The sequence below is a fragment of the Massilia psychrophila genome (assembly GCF_002760665.1).
In the GTDB taxonomy this organism is placed as follows: Bacteria; Pseudomonadota; Gammaproteobacteria; order Burkholderiales; family Burkholderiaceae_D; genus JAFCUW01.
Genome location: NZ_PDOB01000013.1, coordinates 1 through 17,189, shown reverse-complemented (window position 1 = coordinate 17,189; position 17,189 = coordinate 1). Strand labels below are relative to the sequence as shown.

At 61.2% G+C, this 17,189-nt stretch carries 11 protein-coding genes and 1 tRNA gene; 8 read left to right on the top strand and 4 right to left on the bottom strand.

Features of this window, described 5'->3' with window-relative positions; genetic code table 11:
- Nucleotides 1-31 precede the first annotated feature (31 nt).
- Nucleotides 32-610, bottom strand: coding sequence for an SRPBCC family protein (locus CR103_RS10120; protein ID WP_099915872.1), 579 nt, complete (start codon nucleotides 608-610; stop codon nucleotides 32-34).
- 187 nt (nucleotides 611-797) lie between these two features.
- Here CR103_RS10120 and CR103_RS10115 point away from each other — a divergent pair, with 187 nt between their 5' ends.
- Nucleotides 798-2,828 carry an NADPH-dependent 2,4-dienoyl-CoA reductase gene (locus CR103_RS10115; protein WP_099915871.1) on the top strand — a complete coding sequence of 677 codons (2,031 nt, stop codon included), beginning with the start codon at nucleotides 798-800 and terminating at the stop codon, nucleotides 2,826-2,828.
- Between the two features lie 175 nt (nucleotides 2,829-3,003).
- Here CR103_RS10115 and CR103_RS10110 read toward each other — a convergent pair whose 3' ends face one another.
- Complete coding sequence (locus CR103_RS10110) at nucleotides 3,004-4,125, bottom strand: beta-ketoacyl-ACP synthase III (RefSeq protein ID WP_099915870.1); 1,122 nt, start codon at nucleotides 4,123-4,125, stop codon at nucleotides 3,004-3,006.
- Nucleotides 4,126-4,223: 98 nt separating this feature from the next.
- A complete protein-coding gene (locus CR103_RS10105) occupies nucleotides 4,224-5,663 on the bottom strand; it encodes a S41 family peptidase (protein ID WP_099915869.1) in 1,440 nt (479 codons plus the stop codon).
- A 272-nt stretch (nucleotides 5,664-5,935) separates the two neighbouring features.
- Between CR103_RS10105 and CR103_RS10095 the strand changes: the two genes are divergently transcribed.
- The 4 genes from CR103_RS10095 to CR103_RS10080 all read left to right on the top strand — a co-directional run bounded on the left by CR103_RS10095 (nucleotide 5,936) and on the right by CR103_RS10080 (nucleotide 12,620).
- Nucleotides 5,936-6,931: an NAD-dependent epimerase/dehydratase family protein gene (locus CR103_RS10095; RefSeq protein ID WP_099915867.1), complete on the top strand. Its 996-nt coding sequence runs from the start codon at nucleotides 5,936-5,938 to the stop codon at nucleotides 6,929-6,931.
- 13 nt (nucleotides 6,932-6,944) lie between these two features.
- Nucleotides 6,945-7,997, top strand: a complete 1,053-nt coding sequence (locus tag CR103_RS10090) for a bifunctional UDP-4-keto-pentose/UDP-xylose synthase (protein ID WP_099915866.1) — start codon at nucleotides 6,945-6,947, stop codon at nucleotides 7,995-7,997.
- A gap of 451 nt (nucleotides 7,998-8,448) precedes the next feature.
- Nucleotides 8,449-10,491 carry a M13 family metallopeptidase gene (locus CR103_RS10085; RefSeq protein WP_099915865.1) on the top strand — a complete coding sequence of 681 codons (2,043 nt, stop codon included), beginning with the start codon at nucleotides 8,449-8,451 and terminating at the stop codon, nucleotides 10,489-10,491.
- A 53-nt stretch (nucleotides 10,492-10,544) separates the two neighbouring features.
- Nucleotides 10,545-12,620, top strand: coding sequence for a M13 family metallopeptidase (locus tag CR103_RS10080; protein ID WP_099915864.1), 2,076 nt, complete (start codon nucleotides 10,545-10,547; stop codon nucleotides 12,618-12,620).
- Nucleotides 12,621-12,764: 144 nt separating this feature from the next.
- Here CR103_RS10080 and CR103_RS10075 read toward each other — a convergent pair whose 3' ends face one another.
- Nucleotides 12,765-13,655 carry a c-type cytochrome gene (locus CR103_RS10075; RefSeq protein ID WP_099915863.1) on the bottom strand — a complete coding sequence of 297 codons (891 nt, stop codon included), beginning with the start codon at nucleotides 13,653-13,655 and terminating at the stop codon, nucleotides 12,765-12,767.
- A 195-nt stretch (nucleotides 13,656-13,850) separates the two neighbouring features.
- On the opposite strand from CR103_RS10075, the gene CR103_RS10070 reads away from it, so the two are divergent.
- From CR103_RS10070 to CR103_RS10060, 3 genes are all read left to right on the top strand, one after another.
- Nucleotides 13,851-13,926: transfer RNA gene (locus tag CR103_RS10070), tRNA-Arg, on the top strand.
- A 922-nt stretch (nucleotides 13,927-14,848) separates the two neighbouring features.
- The gene (locus CR103_RS10065; protein WP_143752570.1) at nucleotides 14,849-16,378 is read left to right on the top strand and encodes a GIY-YIG nuclease family protein; all 1,530 of its coding nucleotides are present in this window, start codon (nucleotides 14,849-14,851) and stop codon (nucleotides 16,376-16,378) included.
- A 220-nt stretch (nucleotides 16,379-16,598) separates the two neighbouring features.
- Nucleotides 16,599-17,015, top strand: coding sequence for a transposase (locus tag CR103_RS10060; RefSeq protein WP_229442987.1), 417 nt, complete (start codon nucleotides 16,599-16,601; stop codon nucleotides 17,013-17,015).
- Nucleotides 17,016-17,189: the final 174 nt, after the last annotated feature.

Below are 17,189 nucleotides of genomic sequence, written 5' to 3'. Positions count from 1 at the left end.
GCCAGTCCAGTCCAGTCCAGTCCAGTCCAGTCTAGCCCGGCCGGTCCAGCCGCGCCAGCACGGCGGCCATCATTGCCGCGACGTCGGCGCGGATCAGGTTTGCCCCAAACATGGCCGGCACGTAGAACTTCGGCGCCAGCGCGCCGCTGTAGACGATCCGCGTGCCGCCTGTCTCCGGCAGCGGCACCAGCCGCCAGGTGCAGTTGTAGACCGCCATGTCGCCGTCGATCAGATGGACGTCGATCTGCGACATCGGCTGTTCGCGCACCTGCACCAGCAGCCCGATCTTGCGCTGGAAGAACAGGAAATTCGCCACCCCGTGCTGTTCGACGATCGCCTGGTTGGCGCTGCGTTCGAGGACCCGCGTGCTGTGCAGGCCGGGCACGAATTCGGCCATGCGGCCGTAATCGGTGAGGATGCGCCAGACCGCCTCCGGCGTTGCCGCGACGTCGCCGCGCGCGCTGACCTGGTAGAGCTGGCCGCTAGCGCCGTCGACGCGCTTGACGCTGACATCGACGGCGGGCAATCGTGCCAGGGCGGCCGGGGCGCAGGCTGGTTGCACGCAAACGAGCAGCCAGACGAGCAGGCGAAGGATGAGACGGGCATTCATCCACCGCAGCCTACGATAAAACGTGCCGGCTCGCAAGCGTGCGGCGCAAGCGTGCGCCCCCCCCGCCGCGCAGCCGCAACAGCTGGCGGGCTCATGAAAATTAGTAGCCGCAATCTATACAAACCGGGTTTTAATGCGGGGCTGAGGCGCACCCGCGCCCGAACCCGGACCCAAAACCCTATACCCAATGACCGCCACCTTTGCGCACCTGCTTGCCCCGCTCGACCTCGGCTTTACGACCCTGCGCAACCGCGTCATCATGGGTTCGATGCATACCGGGCTGGAGGATCGCTTTTATCATTACGGCAAGCTGGCCGAGTTCTATCGCGAGCGCGCGCGCGGTGGCGTCGGCCTGATCGTCACCGGCGGCATTTCGCCCAATCGCGAAGGCTGGCTGCTGCCGTTCGGCGGCACCCTCAATTTTGCCGGCGACGTTTTCAATCACCGCCGTGTCACGCGCGCGGTGCACCAGGAAGGCGGCAAGATCCTGCTGCAGATCCTGCACGCCGGCCGCTATGGCTACCAGCCGCTGGTGGTGTCGGCGTCGGCGAAAAAATCGCCGATCTCGCCGTTCAAGCCGCGCGCGCTCACCGAAAGTGGCATCGAGCGCACCATCGCCGCCTACGCGCGCTGCGCGCGGCTGGCCAAACTGGCCGGTTACGACGGCGTCGAGGTGATGGGCAGCGAAGGCTACCTGCTCAACCAGTTCCTGTGTACGCGCACCAACCAGAGAACCGACCGCTGGGGCGGCAGTATCGACAACCGCATGCGTCTGCCGGTGGAAATCGTCAAGCGCATCCGCGCCAAGGCGGGCCTCGATTTCATCATCATGTACCGCCATTCGCTGCTCGACCTGGTCGACGGCGGCAATACCTGGGACGAGGTGGTGGCGGTAGCCAAAGCGCTCGAAAACGCCGGGGTGACGATCCTCAATACCGGCATCGGCTGGCACGAGGCGCGGGTGCCGACCATTGTCACGTCGGTGCCGCGCGCCGCTTTCGCCAGCGTGACCGGGCGCCTGCGGCGCGAGGTGACGATTCCGGTAGTCGCCTCGAACCGCATCAATACGCCGGGCGTGGCCGAGGACATCATCGCGCGCGGCGACGCCGACATGGTGTCGATGGCGCGGCCGTTCCTGGCCGACCCGCAGTTCGTCGCCAAGGCCGCCAGCGGACGCGCCGACGAGATCAACACCTGCATCGGCTGCAACCAGGCCTGCCTCGACCACACCTTCGCCAACCAGCGCGCCTCCTGCCTGGTCAACCCGCGCGCCTGCCACGAGACCGAACTGGTGTACGCCAAAACGCGCACGCCAAAAAAAGTGGCAGTGGTGGGCGCCGGCCCGGCCGGGCTGTCGGCGGCAACGGTGGCGGCCGAATGCGGGCATGACGTCACGCTGTTCGACAGCCTTGACGGCATCGGCGGCCAGTTCCGAATCGCCATGCAGATTCCCGGCAAGGAGGAATTTAGCGAAACCATCCGCTATTTTGGGCGCAAGCTCGACGTGACGGGCGTGAAGCTGGTGCTGGGCCAGCGCGTCACCCGCGCGAAGTTGCTGGCGGGCGGCTTTGATGACGTTATCGTTGCCACCGGCGTCAAGGTGCGCATGCCGCCGATCGACGGCATCGAGCATCCGATGGTGCTGTCGTATGTCGACGTCTTGCAGAGAAAAGCGGCGGTCGGCAAGCGGGTGGCGATCATCGGCGCCGGCGGCATCGGCTTCGACGTCGGCGAATACCTGCTGCACGATCCTGCGCAATCGTTGCCGGTGCCGGTCGCGGCGTGGGCGCGCGAGTGGGGCGTCGACCTGGCGGCGACCAACCGCGGCGGCCTGGTCGCACCAAGCACGCCGGCGCCGTTGCGCCAGATCGTCCTGATGCAGCGCAAGGCCTCGAAACCGGGCGCCGGTCTGGGCAAGACGTCGGGCTGGGTGCATCGCGCCACGCTGGCGCGCAACGGCGTGGTAATGATGGCCGGCGTGCGCTACGACCGGATCGACGGGCGCGGCCTGCACATCACGGTAGGGGGCGAGCAGCGGCTGATCGAGTGCGACAATATCGTGATCTGCGCCGGCCAGGACAGCTTGGCCGAACTGATGCCGCTCGAGGGGGACAGTGGCGGGCCGGCCTTCCACAAGATCGGCGGCGCCGCGCTGGCGGTCGAGCTCGATGCCAAGCGCGCGATCAGGGAAGGGGCGGAGCTGGCATCGCGCCTTTAAAGCTGTACGTCACCCTCGCGCAGCGGAAACCCATGCTGAATATGCTCCACCGATCTGCCGTACTCAGTATCGATCTCGGCAGCCGCGAGGATGACGTCTGGCAGGTTTGCCGCTTTCAACGGCGGCGTTTGCGCAAACGCACAAACGTCCGACCCTCAGCGTTGCGCCGCGGCGGCTATTTTTTGCGCACCACCACGCAGCCGATCGAGTAACCGGCGCCGAACGAGCAGATCACGCCGAGCGCGCCGGCCGTCATGTCGTCCTGGTGTTTATGAAAAGCGATGATCGAGCCGGCCGACGAGGTGTTGGCGTAGGTGTCGAGAATGACCGGCGCTTCGCCCGCTTCGGCGTCGCGCCCGAGCAGCATGCGGGTGATGAAAAGGTTCATGCTCAGGTTGGCCTGGTGCAGCCAGAAGCGCGCTATCTGGCCGACCTCGAGGCCGGCCGCCGTCACCGTCTCCCTGATCATCTCGGCCGCCATCGGACACACTTCCTTAAAAACCTTGCGGCCCTGCTGGCGGAACAGCTTGTCGGCCTTGCCGACGCCGCTTTCGTCGAACCGGTTCATGAAGCCGAAATTGTTGCGGATGTTGTTCGAAAATTTGGTCTTGAGCTTCGATTCGAGGATCTCGAACTGGTGCCCGCTGACCGCTTCCTCAGCGCCTTCGATCACGATGGCGGTGCAGGCGTCGCCGAAAATGAAGTGGCTGTCGCGGTCGCGAAAATTCAAGTGGCCGCTGGTGATTTCGGGATTGAGCACCAAGACCGCGCGCGCCTGGCCGCTTTGCACTGCCGCCATCGCGGTCTGGATGCCGAAGGTGGCCGACGAGCAGGCGACGTTCATGTCGAAGCCGTAGCCGTCGATGCCGAGCGCATCTTGTACTTCGACCGCCATCGCCGGATAGGCGCGCTGCATGTTGCTGCAGGCGACAATGAGCATGTCGATGTCGGCTGGAGTGCGGCCGGCGCGCGCTAACGCCTGGCGCGCCGCCGCCACGCACATCTCCGCCTGCAGCGACAGTTCGTCGTCGCCGCGCTCGGCGATGCGCGCCGTCATGCGACCAGGTTCCAGGATGCCGTCCTTTTCCATCACAAAGCGCGACTTGATGCCGGACGCTTTTTCGATAAAGCCGGCGCTCGACGCTTCGATCGCCACCGCTTCGCCGGCGGCGATGGCGGCGGCGTTGTCGGCATTGAACTGGGTGGCGTAGGCGTTGAAGGCAGCCACCAGTTCCTCGTTGGAGATCGAATGGGGCGGCGTGAACAAACCGGTGCCGCTAATGACGACTTGTTTCATGGCAGTGCTTTCAAAGGAAATAGGCCAGGCAATGCCCGGCGAGTGCCGCATATTCTACACATGCGTACTGACCGATCGGGTGTTTTGGCGCTAGTGGGCTAGTGGGCAGGTGGCTTGGTGGGCTGGTGCGCCAGCGCCGGTGCGCTAACGCGCCGCGACAGCTGCAGCGGCAAGCCCTTGAGGTGGTTGAGCGCCTGGCGCAGCTGGAAATCGTCGGCGCTGCCGTATTCGAGCGGCTTGCGTCCGCGTTCGATCGCACTGGCGCGCATGTCGTCTTCGACTTCGTCGCGCCGTGTGTTGGCGTCTTCGGAGTCGCGTTCGTTCGACAGGTGCCTGGCGAGGTCCGCTTCGCGCGTGCGCAAGCCATTGATGCCATCGCCGTCGGCGTTTTCGTCGACCAGGAAATCTGGCACGATGCCGCGCGCCTGGATCGAGCGGCCGTTTGGTGTGTAGTAGCGCGCGGTGGTCAGCTTGACCGCGCTGTCGTTCGACAACGGCCGGATGGTTTGCACCGATCCCTTGCCGAAGGTCTGGCTGCCGAGGATGGCGGCGCGTTTGGTGTCTTGCAGCGCGCCGGCGACGATTTCGGAAGCCGATGCCGACCCGGTGTTGACCAGCACCACCAGCGGCACGGTCTTGAGCGCGGCCGGCAGCCCGGCCAGCGCATCGCTGTCGCCGCGCAGCGAATAAAACTCGGGCCGGCCGTAAAAACGCTGTTTCGAGCCGGCCAGCTGGCCGTTGGTCGAGACGATTTCGGCGTCTTTCGGCAGGAATGCGGCGGCGACGCCGATCGCGCCTTGCAGCAGGCCGCCCGGGTCGTTGCGCAGGTCCAGCACCAGTCCCTTGAGGTTCGGTTCCTGCCGGTACAGCGCGGCCAGGCGGGCGGCCATGTCGTCCAGGGTCGGTTCCTGGAACTGCGACACGCGCAGCCAGGCATAGCCCGGTTCGACGATCTTGCCCTTGACGCTTTTCTGCACGATTTCCTCGCGCGCGATGACGACGTCCAGCGGTTCAAGCACGCCCCTGCGCACGATCGTCAGGGTAACCCTGGTGCGCGCGGCGCCACGCATTTTCTTGATGGCGTCGTCGAGCCCGATGCCCTGTACGTTCAGGCCGTCGATGCGGGTGATCAGGTCGCCCGCCTTGATGCCGGCGCGCCAGGCCGGCGAATCCTCGATGGGCGCGACGATCAGGATGGTGCCGTCCTTGCTCGGCGAGATTTCGATGCCGAGGCCGACGAAACGCCCTTCGGTGCCTTCGCGCAGTTCGGCGTAGGCTTTCTTGTCGAGGTAGGCCGAATGCGGATCGAGCGAGCCGACCATGCCGGCGATCGCTTCGTTGAGCAGCTGCTTGTCGTCGACCGCGTCGACGTAGTCGGATTTGATCAGGTTATACACGCTGGCGAGCGTACGCAGTTGTTCGAGCGGGATGCTGAATTCGACCGGCTTTTGCGCCAGCGCCGAGAACTGCATGGAAACGGCGACGCCGGCGATCAGGCCGAGGCCGACGAGGCCGTAGTTCTTCAGTGTTGAGCCCATGGTGGTCCTGATCGATGCGGTTGGTGCTGCGCGGGTGCGGGCGAAAGTGCCCGACTCGGCGCTGCATCAGTATAGACGCGATCTTGCCAGGCCGGTGACGCTACAGCACATTCGGGCCGGTTCGCCCAGTGGAAACGGGCCGGCGCAAGCTGCGCAGGCTGAGCGGGATCATACGCGGCGCTTGTACCTCTGCCAGTATTGAGCCGTCCGTGCCGGCTTGATAACTGACGAGCGCGCCTTTCACCCCATTCTCCCCAGGAAAATCCGCGATCATGACGCCCGGATCTCACACGATATTGGTGACGGGCGCCGCCGGTTTTATCGGCAGCGCGGTGTCGGCCCGGCTGGCCTTGCTGGGTCACCGGGTGACCGGGTGCGACAATTTTAATGGCTATTACGATCCCCGGCTCAAGTCAAGCCGCGTCGAGGCGCTGCTGGCCCCTTGCGACGTGCCGTGCCCGGCAGTCGAACTTGCCGATGCGGCCCAGGTGAACGCATTGTTCGAACGCGCCCGGCCGACCCTGGTGGTGCACCTGGCGGCGCAAGCGGGGGTGCGCTATTCGCTGGTCAACCCCAACGCTTACTTGCAGTCGAACATCATTGCCTTCGGCCACATCCTCGAAGCATGTCGGCTGCACCGGATCAAGCACCTGCTGTACGCCAGCAGCAGCAGCGTGTACGGCGGCAACGCCAAGGTGCCGTTCAGCGAAGACGACCGGACCGACGAGCCGGTGTCGCTCTACGGGGCAACCAAAAAGGCCAACGAGCTGATGGCCTGTTCGTACAGCCACCTGTACCGGCTGCCGGCCACCGGCCTGCGCTTCTTCACTGTCTACGGGCCATGGGGCCGGCCGGACATGGCCTGCTTCAGCTTTACCGAGAAGCTGCAGAGGGGTGAAACGATTCCCGTATTCGCCGGCGGGCGGCTGCGGCGCGATTTCACCTACATCGACGACATCGTCGAAGGCGTGCTGCGTCTGTTGTTCAAGCCGCCTCCCGACGAAGTGAAGCCGCCTCATTCGGTTTTCAATATCGGCAACAATCAGCCGGTCACGGTGATCGACTTCATCCACACCCTCGAGCGCGTGCTGGGGGTGACGGCGCGGCTCGATTTGCAGCCGATGCAGCCGGGCGACGTCGAGGCGACCCACGCCGATACCGCCAAGCTTCAGGCGTGGGTGGGCTACAAGCCGACCACCTCCCTGGCGAGCGGATTGACGCATTTTCGCGACTGGTATAATCAGTGGTCAACCATTCGGCCTGCGTAGCGCCCCTTTTACCATGAAAAAAGTCCTCATCCTCGGTGTCAACGGTTTTATCGGCCACCATCTGTCCAAGCGCATCCTGGAAACGACCGACTGGCACGTGTATGGCATGGACATGCAGTCCGACCGCATCACCGAGCTGCTGGGCAACGCGTCGTACAAGTCGCGCATGCACTTTTTCGAGGGCGACATCACCATCAACAAGGAATGGGTCGAGTACCACGTCAAGAAGTGCGACGTGATCCTGCCGCTGGTGGCGATCGCCACGCCATCGACCTACGTCAAGGAACCGCTGCGCGTGTTCGAGCTCGACTTCGAGGCAAACCTGCCGATCGTGCGTTCGGCCGCCAAGTACGGCAAGCACCTGGTGTTCCCGTCGACGTCCGAGGTGTACGGCATGAGCCCGGACGCCGAATTCGATCCGGAAGCGTCAAACCTGGTGTACGGCCCGATCAACAAGCCGCGCTGGATCTATGCCTGCTCGAAGCAGCTGATGGACCGCGTGATCTGGGGCTACGGCATGGAAGGGCTCAACTTCACCTTGTTCCGTCCGTTCAACTGGATCGGCGCCGGCCTCGATTCGATCCACACGCCCAAAGAAGGCTCGTCGCGCGTGCTGACCCAGTTTCTCGGCCATATCGTGCGCGGCGAGAACATCCAGCTGGTCGATGGCGGCGAGCAGAAACGCTCGTTCACCTACGTCGACGACGGCATCGATGCGCTGGTGCGGATCATCGCCAACGAAGGCGGTGTCGCCACCGGCAAGATCTACAACATCGGCAACCCAAGCAACAATTTTTCGATCCGCGAACTGGCCAACATGATGCTCGAGCTCGCCGCCGAGTATCCGGAATACCGTGACACCGCCAAGAAGGTCAAGCTGGTCGAGACCAGCTCCGACGCCTATTATGGCAACGGTTACCAAGACGTGCAGAACCGGGTGCCGAAGATCGAAGGCACGATGACGGACCTGAACTGGAAGCCACAATTTGCCATGCGCGAGGCGTTGGTGGGCATTTTCGATTCGTACAAGGACAAGCTGGTCGATGCGCGGCAGTTGAATAGCTGATTGCACCAGTATTTGCCAGTATTTAACAAAAACCGGGCTGCCTGCGCAGCCCGGTTTTTTTTCGCTCATGAGCTTGAGTAACCCCGGTGCCCGGGACGAGGAACGCGCACGCGAAATGTAGCCATATATGGATTGATCACCCAGCCGTAAGCAATTGTAATTGTGCCCAGCGTTGCCGAAATGCCAGCTTATAGTGAAGTCGTTTTCTCCCCCACCACCTTGAAGTGGTTTTGCCCACGGCCCGCCGTGGGCTTTTTTACGCCCGCCGGAGCCGGTGGCGGCATGAAAGCAGCCTGGGCCTGCCGAATACAACAGTTTATGTATCGTAAAGTAAAAACCGGAGGGCAGGCCGGGAGCCGGCGCCCAAGAGGCTGTATTGCTTGGAGTCATATGTTACATTTCTCCCTCGGCTATTCGCCGCGCCATTTTCCCGCCCCATAAGGACACCGCTGTGAAACGATACCTACTGAGCACCCTGACCCTGAGCCTGATCGCCGCTTTTGCCGGCGCCGCCGACGTGGCCAAACCGGCGACTCCGATTTCGGGCATCGACGTGCAGTACATCGACCCGACGGTGCGTGCGCAGGACGATTTTTTCGCCTACCTGAACGGGAAATGGCTGAAAACGACCGAAATCCCGGCCGACAAATCGAGCTGGGGCACCTTTGCCAAGTTGCGCGACGATCTCAATCCCCAGCTGCGCGGCATGATCGAGGCAGCCCAGAAGGACCCGCACAAGAAAGCCGGCACCGACAACCAGAAGATCGGCGACCTGTACACCAGCTACATGGACGAAAAAAAGCGCGACGCGCTCGGTTACCGTCCGCTGACGGGCGAGATGCAGCGCATCCGCGCGCTGCGCGACAAAAAGGCAGTGCCGGCGCTGGTCGCCCACCTGTCGCAGATCGGCGTGCCGATGCCATACTCGATTGGCGTCGGCCAGGACGCGCGCGAATCGACCCGCTACGCCGCCCAGATCAGCCAGGGCGGCCTGGGCCTGCCTGACCGCGACTACTACCTCAAAAAAGACGACGCCAAACTGCTCGACGTGCGCGCCAAGTACGAGCGCCACGTCGAGAAAACGCTGGCGCTGGCCGGCGAAAAAGACGCTGCCGCCATGGCCAAGGCGATCCTGGGGTTTGAAACCGCGCTGGCCGAAGTGCAGTGGACCAAGGTCGAACTGCGCGATCCGGTCAAGCGCTACAACAAGATGGACTTCGATGCCCTGGCCGCGCTGTCGCCGGGCTACGACTGGAAGGGCGCACTGGCCGCGGCCGGCATCGCCACCAAGACCGACTACATCATCGTCGGCCAGCCGAGCTACCTGACGGGCTTGAATCAGGTGCTGGAAAAGACCGACCTGGCAACCTTGAAAGCGTATTTCGAGTGGCAGCTGCTGCGCAGCTATGCGCCGTACCTGTCGAAGGACTTCTACGACGCCAACTTCGCGTTCTACGGCGCGACCCTGTCCGGGGTGACCGAAAACCAGCCGCGCTGGAAGCATGGCGTATCGACCGTCGAAAGCGTAGTGGGCGAAGCGGTGGGCCGCCAGTATGTCGGCCAATACTTCCCGGCCGAGCGCAAGGCGCGCATGGAAGTGCTGGTCAAGAACGTGCTCGAAGCGTACAAACAAAGCATCGACACGCTCGACTGGATGAGCCCCGAAACAAAAAAGGAAGCGCAGGCCAAGCTGGCCAAGTTCACGCCCAAGATCGGCTACCCGAACAAGTGGCGCGATTATTCAAAGCTGACCATCAAGCAGGACGATTTGGTCGGCAACATGATGCGGGCCCGGACCTTCGGCTACAACCGCGGCGTCAACAAGCTCGGTAAACCAATCGACCGCGAAGAGTGGGGCATGACGCCGCAGACGGTGAATGCCTACTACAGCTCGTCGATGAACGAGATCGTGTTCCCGGCGTCGATTTTGCAGCCGCCGTTCTTCGACATGCGCGCCGACGACGCCGTCAACTACGGCGCCATCGGCGCGGTGATCGGCCACGAGATCAGTCACGGTTTCGACGACAAGGGCAGCCAGTCCGACGGCGACGGCAACTTGCGCGACTGGTGGACCAAGGAGGACCGCGCCAAGTTCCAGGCCAAGGCCGACATGCTGACCAAGCAGTACGACGCCTACAGCCCGGTACCGGGCTATAACGTCAACGGTGCATTGACGCTGGGCGAGAACATCGGCGACAACTCCGGCGTGGCGATTGCCTACAAGGCCTATAAACTGTCGTTGGGCGGCAAGCCGGCGCCGGTGATCGACGGCTTGAGCGGCGACCAGCGCTTCTTCATGGGCTTCGGCCAAGTCTGGCGCGTCAAGATGCGCGACCAGCAGGTGATCGTGCAGGTCAAGACCGACCCGCACTCGCCGGGCCAGTTCCGCGCCAACGGCACCATGATGAACCAGCCGGCGTTTTACGAGGCGTTCGGCGTGAAGGAAGGCGACAAGATGTATTTGGCGCCGAAAGACCGCGTCATCATTTGGTAATCGCAGCCCGTACAGACCCCTACAAGCACCTACATTATATTTGAGATAAGCTGATGAACCGATACCTGTTAAGCGCATTGACCATGAGCCTGCTTACCGCCTTCACCCACGCCCACGCCGGCGAGGGCGCCGCTGCCGCCAAAACGGCATTGACCGCCAAGCCGGCCGCCCTTGGTTCAGGCATCGCGGTCGATTACTTCGACCCGTCGGTGCGGGTGCAGGACGACTTCTTTACTCACCTGAACGGCAAGTGGCTCAAGACGACCGCTATTCCGGCGGACAAGGCGAGCTGGGGTTCGTTCGCCAAGCTGCAGGACGACACCCAGCCGCAGCTGCGCGCGATTATCGAGAACGCGGCAAAGAGTCCGAACCAGGCGGCCGGCACCGACGCCCAGCGCATCGGCGACTTCTACGCCAGCTTCATGAACGAGAAAAAGGCCAACGCCCTCGGCCTGGCGCCGTTGAACGCCGAGCTGGCGCGCATCGCCGCCATCAAGAGCCGGGCCGAATTGCCGGCGATGATGGCGCATCTCGGCCGCCTCGGCGTCGGCTTGCCGTACGACTTCGGCATCCACCAGGACGCCAAGGATTCGACCAAGTACGTCGCCGACATCATGCAGGGCGGCCTGGGCCTGCCGGACCGTGACTACTACCTTAAAAAGGACGACGCCAAGCTGGCCGACGCCCTTGCCAAGTACGGCGTGTACGTCGAGAAGATGCTGGCGCTGGCCGGCAGCAAGACCGCCGCGGCCGACGCCAAGGCGATCCTGGCGTTGGAGACCGAGCTGGCGAAGGTGCAGTGGACCAAGGTCCAGAACCGCGACCCGGTCAAGACCTATAACAAGGTCGAGCTGGCCAAGATGGCGGAAGTGGCGCCAGGCTACGACTGGCAATCCTACCTCGACAGCGCGGGCATCAGCAGCAAGGCCGGCTACGTCATCGTCAGCCAGCCGAGTTACCTGAAAGGGTTCGCCGACGTCGTCAACAAAACACCGCTCGAGAGCTGGAAAGCCTACCTGCAGATCCACCTGATCAACGCGTACGCCCCCTTGCTGTCGAAGCCCTTCGTCGACACGCGCTTTGCGTTCTACGGCACCACGCTGTCGGGCGTGACCGAAATGCAGCCGCGCTGGAAGCGCGCGGTCGGCGCGGTCGAAACGTCGCAGGGCGAGAGCCTGGGCAAGCTGTACGTCGCGCAGCATTTCCCGGCCGAGCGCAAGGTGCGCATGGAAGCGATGGTCAAGAACCTGCTGGCGGCCTACAAGCAGAGCATCGACACGCTCGACTGGATGAGTCCGGAGACCAAGAAGGAAGCGCAGTCCAAGCTGGCCAAGTTCAGGCCGAAGATCGGCTACCCGAACCGCTGGAAGGATTACTCGGCGCTGGTGGTATCGCGTGACGACCTGGTCGGCAACGTGATGCGTTCGCGCACGCTCGAATCGAACCGCGAGTTGAACAAGCTGGGCAAACCGATCGACCGCGAAGAGTGGGGCATGACACCGCAGACCATCAACGCGTATTACAACCCGGAGATGAACGAGATCGTGTTCCCGGCGGCGATCCTGCAGCCGCCATTTTTCGACGCCAAGGCTGACGATGCGGTCAATTACGGCGCCATTGGTGCTGTGATCGGCCACGAGATCAGCCACGGCTTCGACGACCAGGGCGCCCAGTACGACGGCGACGGCAACCTGCGCGACTGGTGGAGCGCGGCCGACCACAAGAACTTCGCGGCCAAGACGCAAATGCTGGTCAAGCAGTACAGCGCCTATAGCCCGCTGCCGGGCTACAACGTCAACGGCGAGCTGACGCTGGGCGAGAACATCGCCGACAACTCGGGCGTGGCGATTGCGTACAAGGCCTATAAGCTGTCGCTGAACGGCAAAAAGGCGCCGGTGATCAGCGGCCTCACCGGTGATCAGCGCTTTTTCATGGGCTTCGGCCAGGTCTGGCGCATGAAGATGCGCGAGCCGCAGCAGATCGTGCAAGTCAAGACCGATCCCCACTCGCCGGGCCAGTTCCGCGCCAACGGCACCATGATGAACCAGCCGGCGTTCTACGAGGCGTTCAATGTCAAGCCGGGCGACAAGATGTATTTGGCGCCGAAGGATCGGGTGATTATCTGGTAAAAGTTGACAGCATGGCGGGTAGTTGAGAAGAGGCCGCGCGAGCGGCCTTTTTTTATGTGCGCCGAGTATGGCTGCGCAGTATACGTAAAAAAACCGCTCGGGCGACCGAGCGGTTCTTAAATTGGAACAGAGGGCGCCTGGCGCTTACTTGGCAGCGTTGACCATGTAATCAACCGCTGCCTTGACTTCGTCGTCGGAAGCGGACGAGCCACCTTTGGGCGGCATTATGCCCGCCTTGCCCTGAAAACCCTTGATCGAGTGCTCATACAGCACCGCGGCGCCTTGCGCGATGCGTGGCGCCCAGACTGCCTTGTCGCCGAATTTCGGCGCGCCGGCAATGCCAGCCCCATGGCATGCGACGCATGCCGCGCTGTAAAGGTTTTTGCCAGCGTCAGCGGCCAACTTCGGCGCGGCAGCGGCGGGAGCTGCAGCTGCAGCCGGAGCGGCTGCAGGCGCAGCGACGACCTCGGCTGCGACCGGAGCGGTGGCGGTTGGCGCTGCTGCGGCAGCCGCGGCTGGCTGCGCGGCCGGAACTTCAGGCTCCTTGAATTTTGCACCACTGCTGTTGGCCAGGTAGACCACGGCGCGCGCAACTTCGACGTTGTCGAGGTCAGCGTTGCCGCCTTTTGCCGGCATCCCGCGGATGCCTTCGACCGCGTGCTTGACCAAGGTGTCGTAGCCTTGCGCAATGCGTGGCGCCCATGCGCCTGCATCGCCAAACTTCGGTGCGCCGGCCGCACCGCTGGTGTGGCACGCAGCGCAATTGGCGGTGTACACGGCCTCGGCTGCCAGCAGTACTTTCGGTGCATTCACGTCTTTGAACGTGTAGCCTTCGTCAGCGACCGGACGCACGCGGGCGGCTACCGCTTTCACGCTCTGGCTGTCAGTGCCTGCACCGGTCAGCCTGCTCGTTGTGACAAACGACACCAGTAAAATAATGCCGATGACGGTGACCAGGAAGAAGCCGGCCACGGCGACTACAAGTTGCTTGGGGTTCCGAATTGCGGATTCGTGTTCGTTATGTGCGTCGCTCATGATGTCCTTAACTTACAATTTTCAAAACTGGCCTGCCAGACTCGCTCACTTGAAGAAAAGCAAACACTCGCCAAACCGGCGATTATAGACCCAAAGCCCCTGTTTTGAAACGGATATTGCCGGTGAGACGACACTTTCCATGGACGGCGCTGCAGAAAAACTGTATCCTTTGCTTCTCTTCAGAAATTCCCCAGCGCGGCTGTAGCTCAGTGGATAGAGTATTGGCCTCCGAAGCCAAGGGTCGTGGGTTCGATCCCCGCCAGCCGCACCAGTTAAATCAATGGAATCAACGGGTTAGTTGAGTGTTTGCAGACCGCGTTAATGCAAACTAGCAACGATTATACCTCGGCACTGTGCTCAAACTGTGCTCGCTATCCACACCAGCGCCTCCTAAGATTAACCAGCCTTGTTTGGTGGGCCGGTGTACCCGCATCAGGATTGACCGAACTGCTCGTCAATTTCCGTGATTGTTTCTTAGGGGCGCTTGAGTTGCAGCGATAGTAAGTGTCTCCCGGACACATGGTGCGCCTGTAGTCCCTCCTAGGCCTCTCAGGACCGTGTTTACCATGGCCGCACCCGACCCACCCCCATACCTTGATTTTGAAGCATACGGGCCTGTTGCTTCGTTCTTGGGTCGTGACCACCGGGGCCTTGGTGTACAGGAAAAAGCACTCACTCGTGAAATCTCCAACAACAAGAACAGAAATCAACCTTTAGCCCTTTTTTGAGTCAACCCACTTAGGGGGACTACCGGGGGTCTTTTTGAAGGGGAAGATGAAAAGCATGAACTGGTCAGCCGATCCTTGCGGTCAGCTTTGGTGCATCGACAGCAGCGACCACAGGGGAGGATCATCAGGGTAGACCGTAGCCTGAAATTTGGCGTTGGGTCTTGGTGTAATTGCCCAGACGGGACACATCAGAAACGGCTGGGTACGCCCCGAAGCCGTCTATCAAAACATTGTGCCAGTCGGTCTCGCAGTGTCAACCGTCTAGGGCGTAGGTGGTTGGCTGCGAGCAGCGACCTGAACTTCGTTGACGGACACCAGACTATGACGTCATGAAAGGTCTACGGACACGTTCTTAGAGGTATCGATCTACTTCTCGCCTGCTGAACAATGTTGCGTTCTGGCATGTTAGGATACCTCCGATCCTATTCCCGCCAAAACAATCTCAACTTATTAAAGTTATCCCAGATGACTGAGATCATATACAACGGCATCCTGTATGCCTCCTACTCAGAACTGCATGCTGCGCATTCTGCCCCTGGGGTTTCGTATGCGTGTTTCTTCGGGCGTATGAAGGGGGGATGGCAAATGACCGATGCACTAACTCAACCACCCAATAGAAGCATGCGCCGAACGTATAAGGTTGGCGACCGAGTATTCAAAGACCTCGCCGCGCTTGCTGATGCGGCTGGAATTACATATGAAGCGGCAGTCAAGCGTCGCGATAGGGGCGCAACCGACGAGGAAATCTTCCATGGACGGCACAAACCAGCCAAGTTAAAGAAAGCGGACGCCGACTTTGCAACTATGAAGAAAAAACTCAGCCCGCATGTGGTCACAATAGCAGGCTGCGACTACGACAGTTTAAGTCACGCTTACGACAAGCTTTCGCCCACGGCCACCTTCAATGCTGTTAGGGCGCGGATTCGATACGGTCAGACTTTTGAGCAAGCATTTGAGTTGGTCGAAAGAATTGATATGCGGAGCGCGGCCGGTCTAGGGACCACTATCGAAATTAACAAAGAAAATTTTAGTATAGTCGCAGCTGCCAAACGGTTCAGAGTTCCAGTAGCAACAATCCGGCGCCGACTAAAGCGAAATGCCACGCCACGCCAGGCCGTGGGTATAGATCCAATTATTCTGGGAGATTTGCAGCACATCGAGGTAAGAAAAGAGAGTCCGAGAACAAAGCAGCAATATGTAGTCGATGGCAAATCTTACAAGACAGTCAAGGCCCTGTCTGAAGCATATTCCTTGTCACCCGCGCTCGTATATAACAGGATGCGGGACAACAAGTGGGACGCTAATCGCGCCGTTAAAGAACCTGTGAGTAAGCCGGTCAAAATCGATGGAGTTACCTATAGGAGCGGTATGTCTGCGTGGGAAGAAGTAGGAAGAACTAACTATACAACCTTCCTAGCCCGTCAGCGTGACGGCCATAGCCTTGAGATATCGTTAGGGCTAGCTCCGCTCCCGGCGCTGGAACGCTATGAGGTGAATGCGGTTACTTATCCATCACTCGCCGCGCTCGCCTGCGCTCACGATTTAACTGCAGGTCAGCTTGTAAGTCGGCTCAAAACCATGTCTTTGGAGGAAGCGTTGGTCTACAAGCCTAGTAACGGACGCTACAGCGATACTATATTTGAGCGAGATCAGGCCTTGGCCGCAACTATTGGTTCACTTTATTTCATTAAAGTAAGTTCTACTCAAGGGACTCTTCATAAAATAGGAATGACGAAACGCCCATTGGAAGTTCGCTTTCAGGGAGAGACGATTGAAATCATTGCACAGTTTAGCGGTACCCTCCGGGATATTCATAAGGTAGAACAGGCGATTAAACGCCAGTTCGTGGAAAACTTGTATCGTAGTGATGAAGATTTCGAGGGAAAAACCGAGACGTTTCAACTGCTTGAAAACGAAGAAGCGCTCATGCTGGATGCTATTGTGGCCCATGTAAAGAATTGGCACTTAAGTGGCTCCGATTACAGCCGCGATTAGACCCACAAGCAGCCTGATGAGCGTTCTCATCGCTCCTCCTTTCCATAAAGTTCCGTTTCTCGGTCCGTCGATGACCGCGATGCTGCTGTGTGTATTTCTAGGAGGAGATCCAGCACTACGTATACCCTTGGCGTACAGGAAAATGCACTCACTCGTGAACCCCCTGTGTCAAACTACTGTGAGACAACTTCATCATGCTAATTAAGGAAGTTGCTATCACATGGAAAACCAGATGTCGCCAGCGGTAAAACAAAATGATGAACGTGAGAGTGCCGAGGTTGTCGCCGTCGCGCGCCGCCGTAAGTTCACGGCCAGCTACAAGCGGCGCATCGTGCGCGAAGCCGATGCCTGCAGCAACCCGGGCGCCGTCGGTGCGCTGTTGCGTCGCGAGGGATTGTACAGCTCGCACTTGAGCAACTGGCGGCAGGAAGTCGAGGCGGCCGAACTGGCTGCCCTGCAGAGCAAGCCGCGCGGCCCCAAGCCCGACGCTGCCAAGGCGGCCGACCGCCGCGTACTTGGTCTGGAGCTGGAGGTCGCCAAGCTGAAAAAACAGCTTGGCCGCGCCGAACAAATCATCGACGTCCAAAAAAAACTTTGCGATCTGCTGGGCTTGCCAACGGCGGGGGATGTGCCGTGATGACAGCCGCCAGTACCCTGGTGCTGCCACTTGGCGCCGCTGCCGCGTGCAAAGGCATGGGCGTGTCACGCGCCACGTACTACCGTGCCAAGTGGTCGCGCGCGGCGCTGCATACGGTGCGCCAGCCGCGACGCTCTCCGCTCGCCCTCGGAACGGCGGAGCGCCAGCAAGTGC

What these genes read in the sequence shown, in the direction of transcription:
- CR103_RS10120 (WP_099915872.1), bottom strand. Translation starts at nt 610, where the DNA reads ATGAATGCCCGTCTCATCCTTCGCCTGCTCGTCTGGCTGCTCGTTTGC.
- CR103_RS10115 (WP_099915871.1), top strand. Translation starts at nt 798, where the DNA reads ATGACCGCCACCTTTGCGCACCTGCTTGCCCCGCTCGACCTCGGCTTT.
- CR103_RS10110 (WP_099915870.1), bottom strand. Translation starts at nt 4,125, where the DNA reads ATGAAACAAGTCGTCATTAGCGGCACCGGTTTGTTCACGCCGCCCCAT.
- CR103_RS10105 (WP_099915869.1), bottom strand. Translation starts at nt 5,663, where the DNA reads ATGGGCTCAACACTGAAGAACTACGGCCTCGTCGGCCTCGGCCTGATC.
- CR103_RS10095 (WP_099915867.1), top strand. Translation starts at nt 5,936, where the DNA reads ATGACGCCCGGATCTCACACGATATTGGTGACGGGCGCCGCCGGTTTT.
- CR103_RS10090 (WP_099915866.1), top strand. Translation starts at nt 6,945, where the DNA reads ATGAAAAAAGTCCTCATCCTCGGTGTCAACGGTTTTATCGGCCACCAT.
- CR103_RS10080 (WP_099915864.1), top strand. Translation starts at nt 10,545, where the DNA reads ATGAACCGATACCTGTTAAGCGCATTGACCATGAGCCTGCTTACCGCC.
- CR103_RS10075 (WP_099915863.1), bottom strand. Translation starts at nt 13,655, where the DNA reads ATGAGCGACGCACATAACGAACACGAATCCGCAATTCGGAACCCCAAG.
- CR103_RS10065 (WP_143752570.1), top strand. Translation starts at nt 14,849, where the DNA reads ATGACTGAGATCATATACAACGGCATCCTGTATGCCTCCTACTCAGAA.
- CR103_RS10060 (WP_229442987.1), top strand. Translation starts at nt 16,599, where the DNA reads ATGGAAAACCAGATGTCGCCAGCGGTAAAACAAAATGATGAACGTGAG.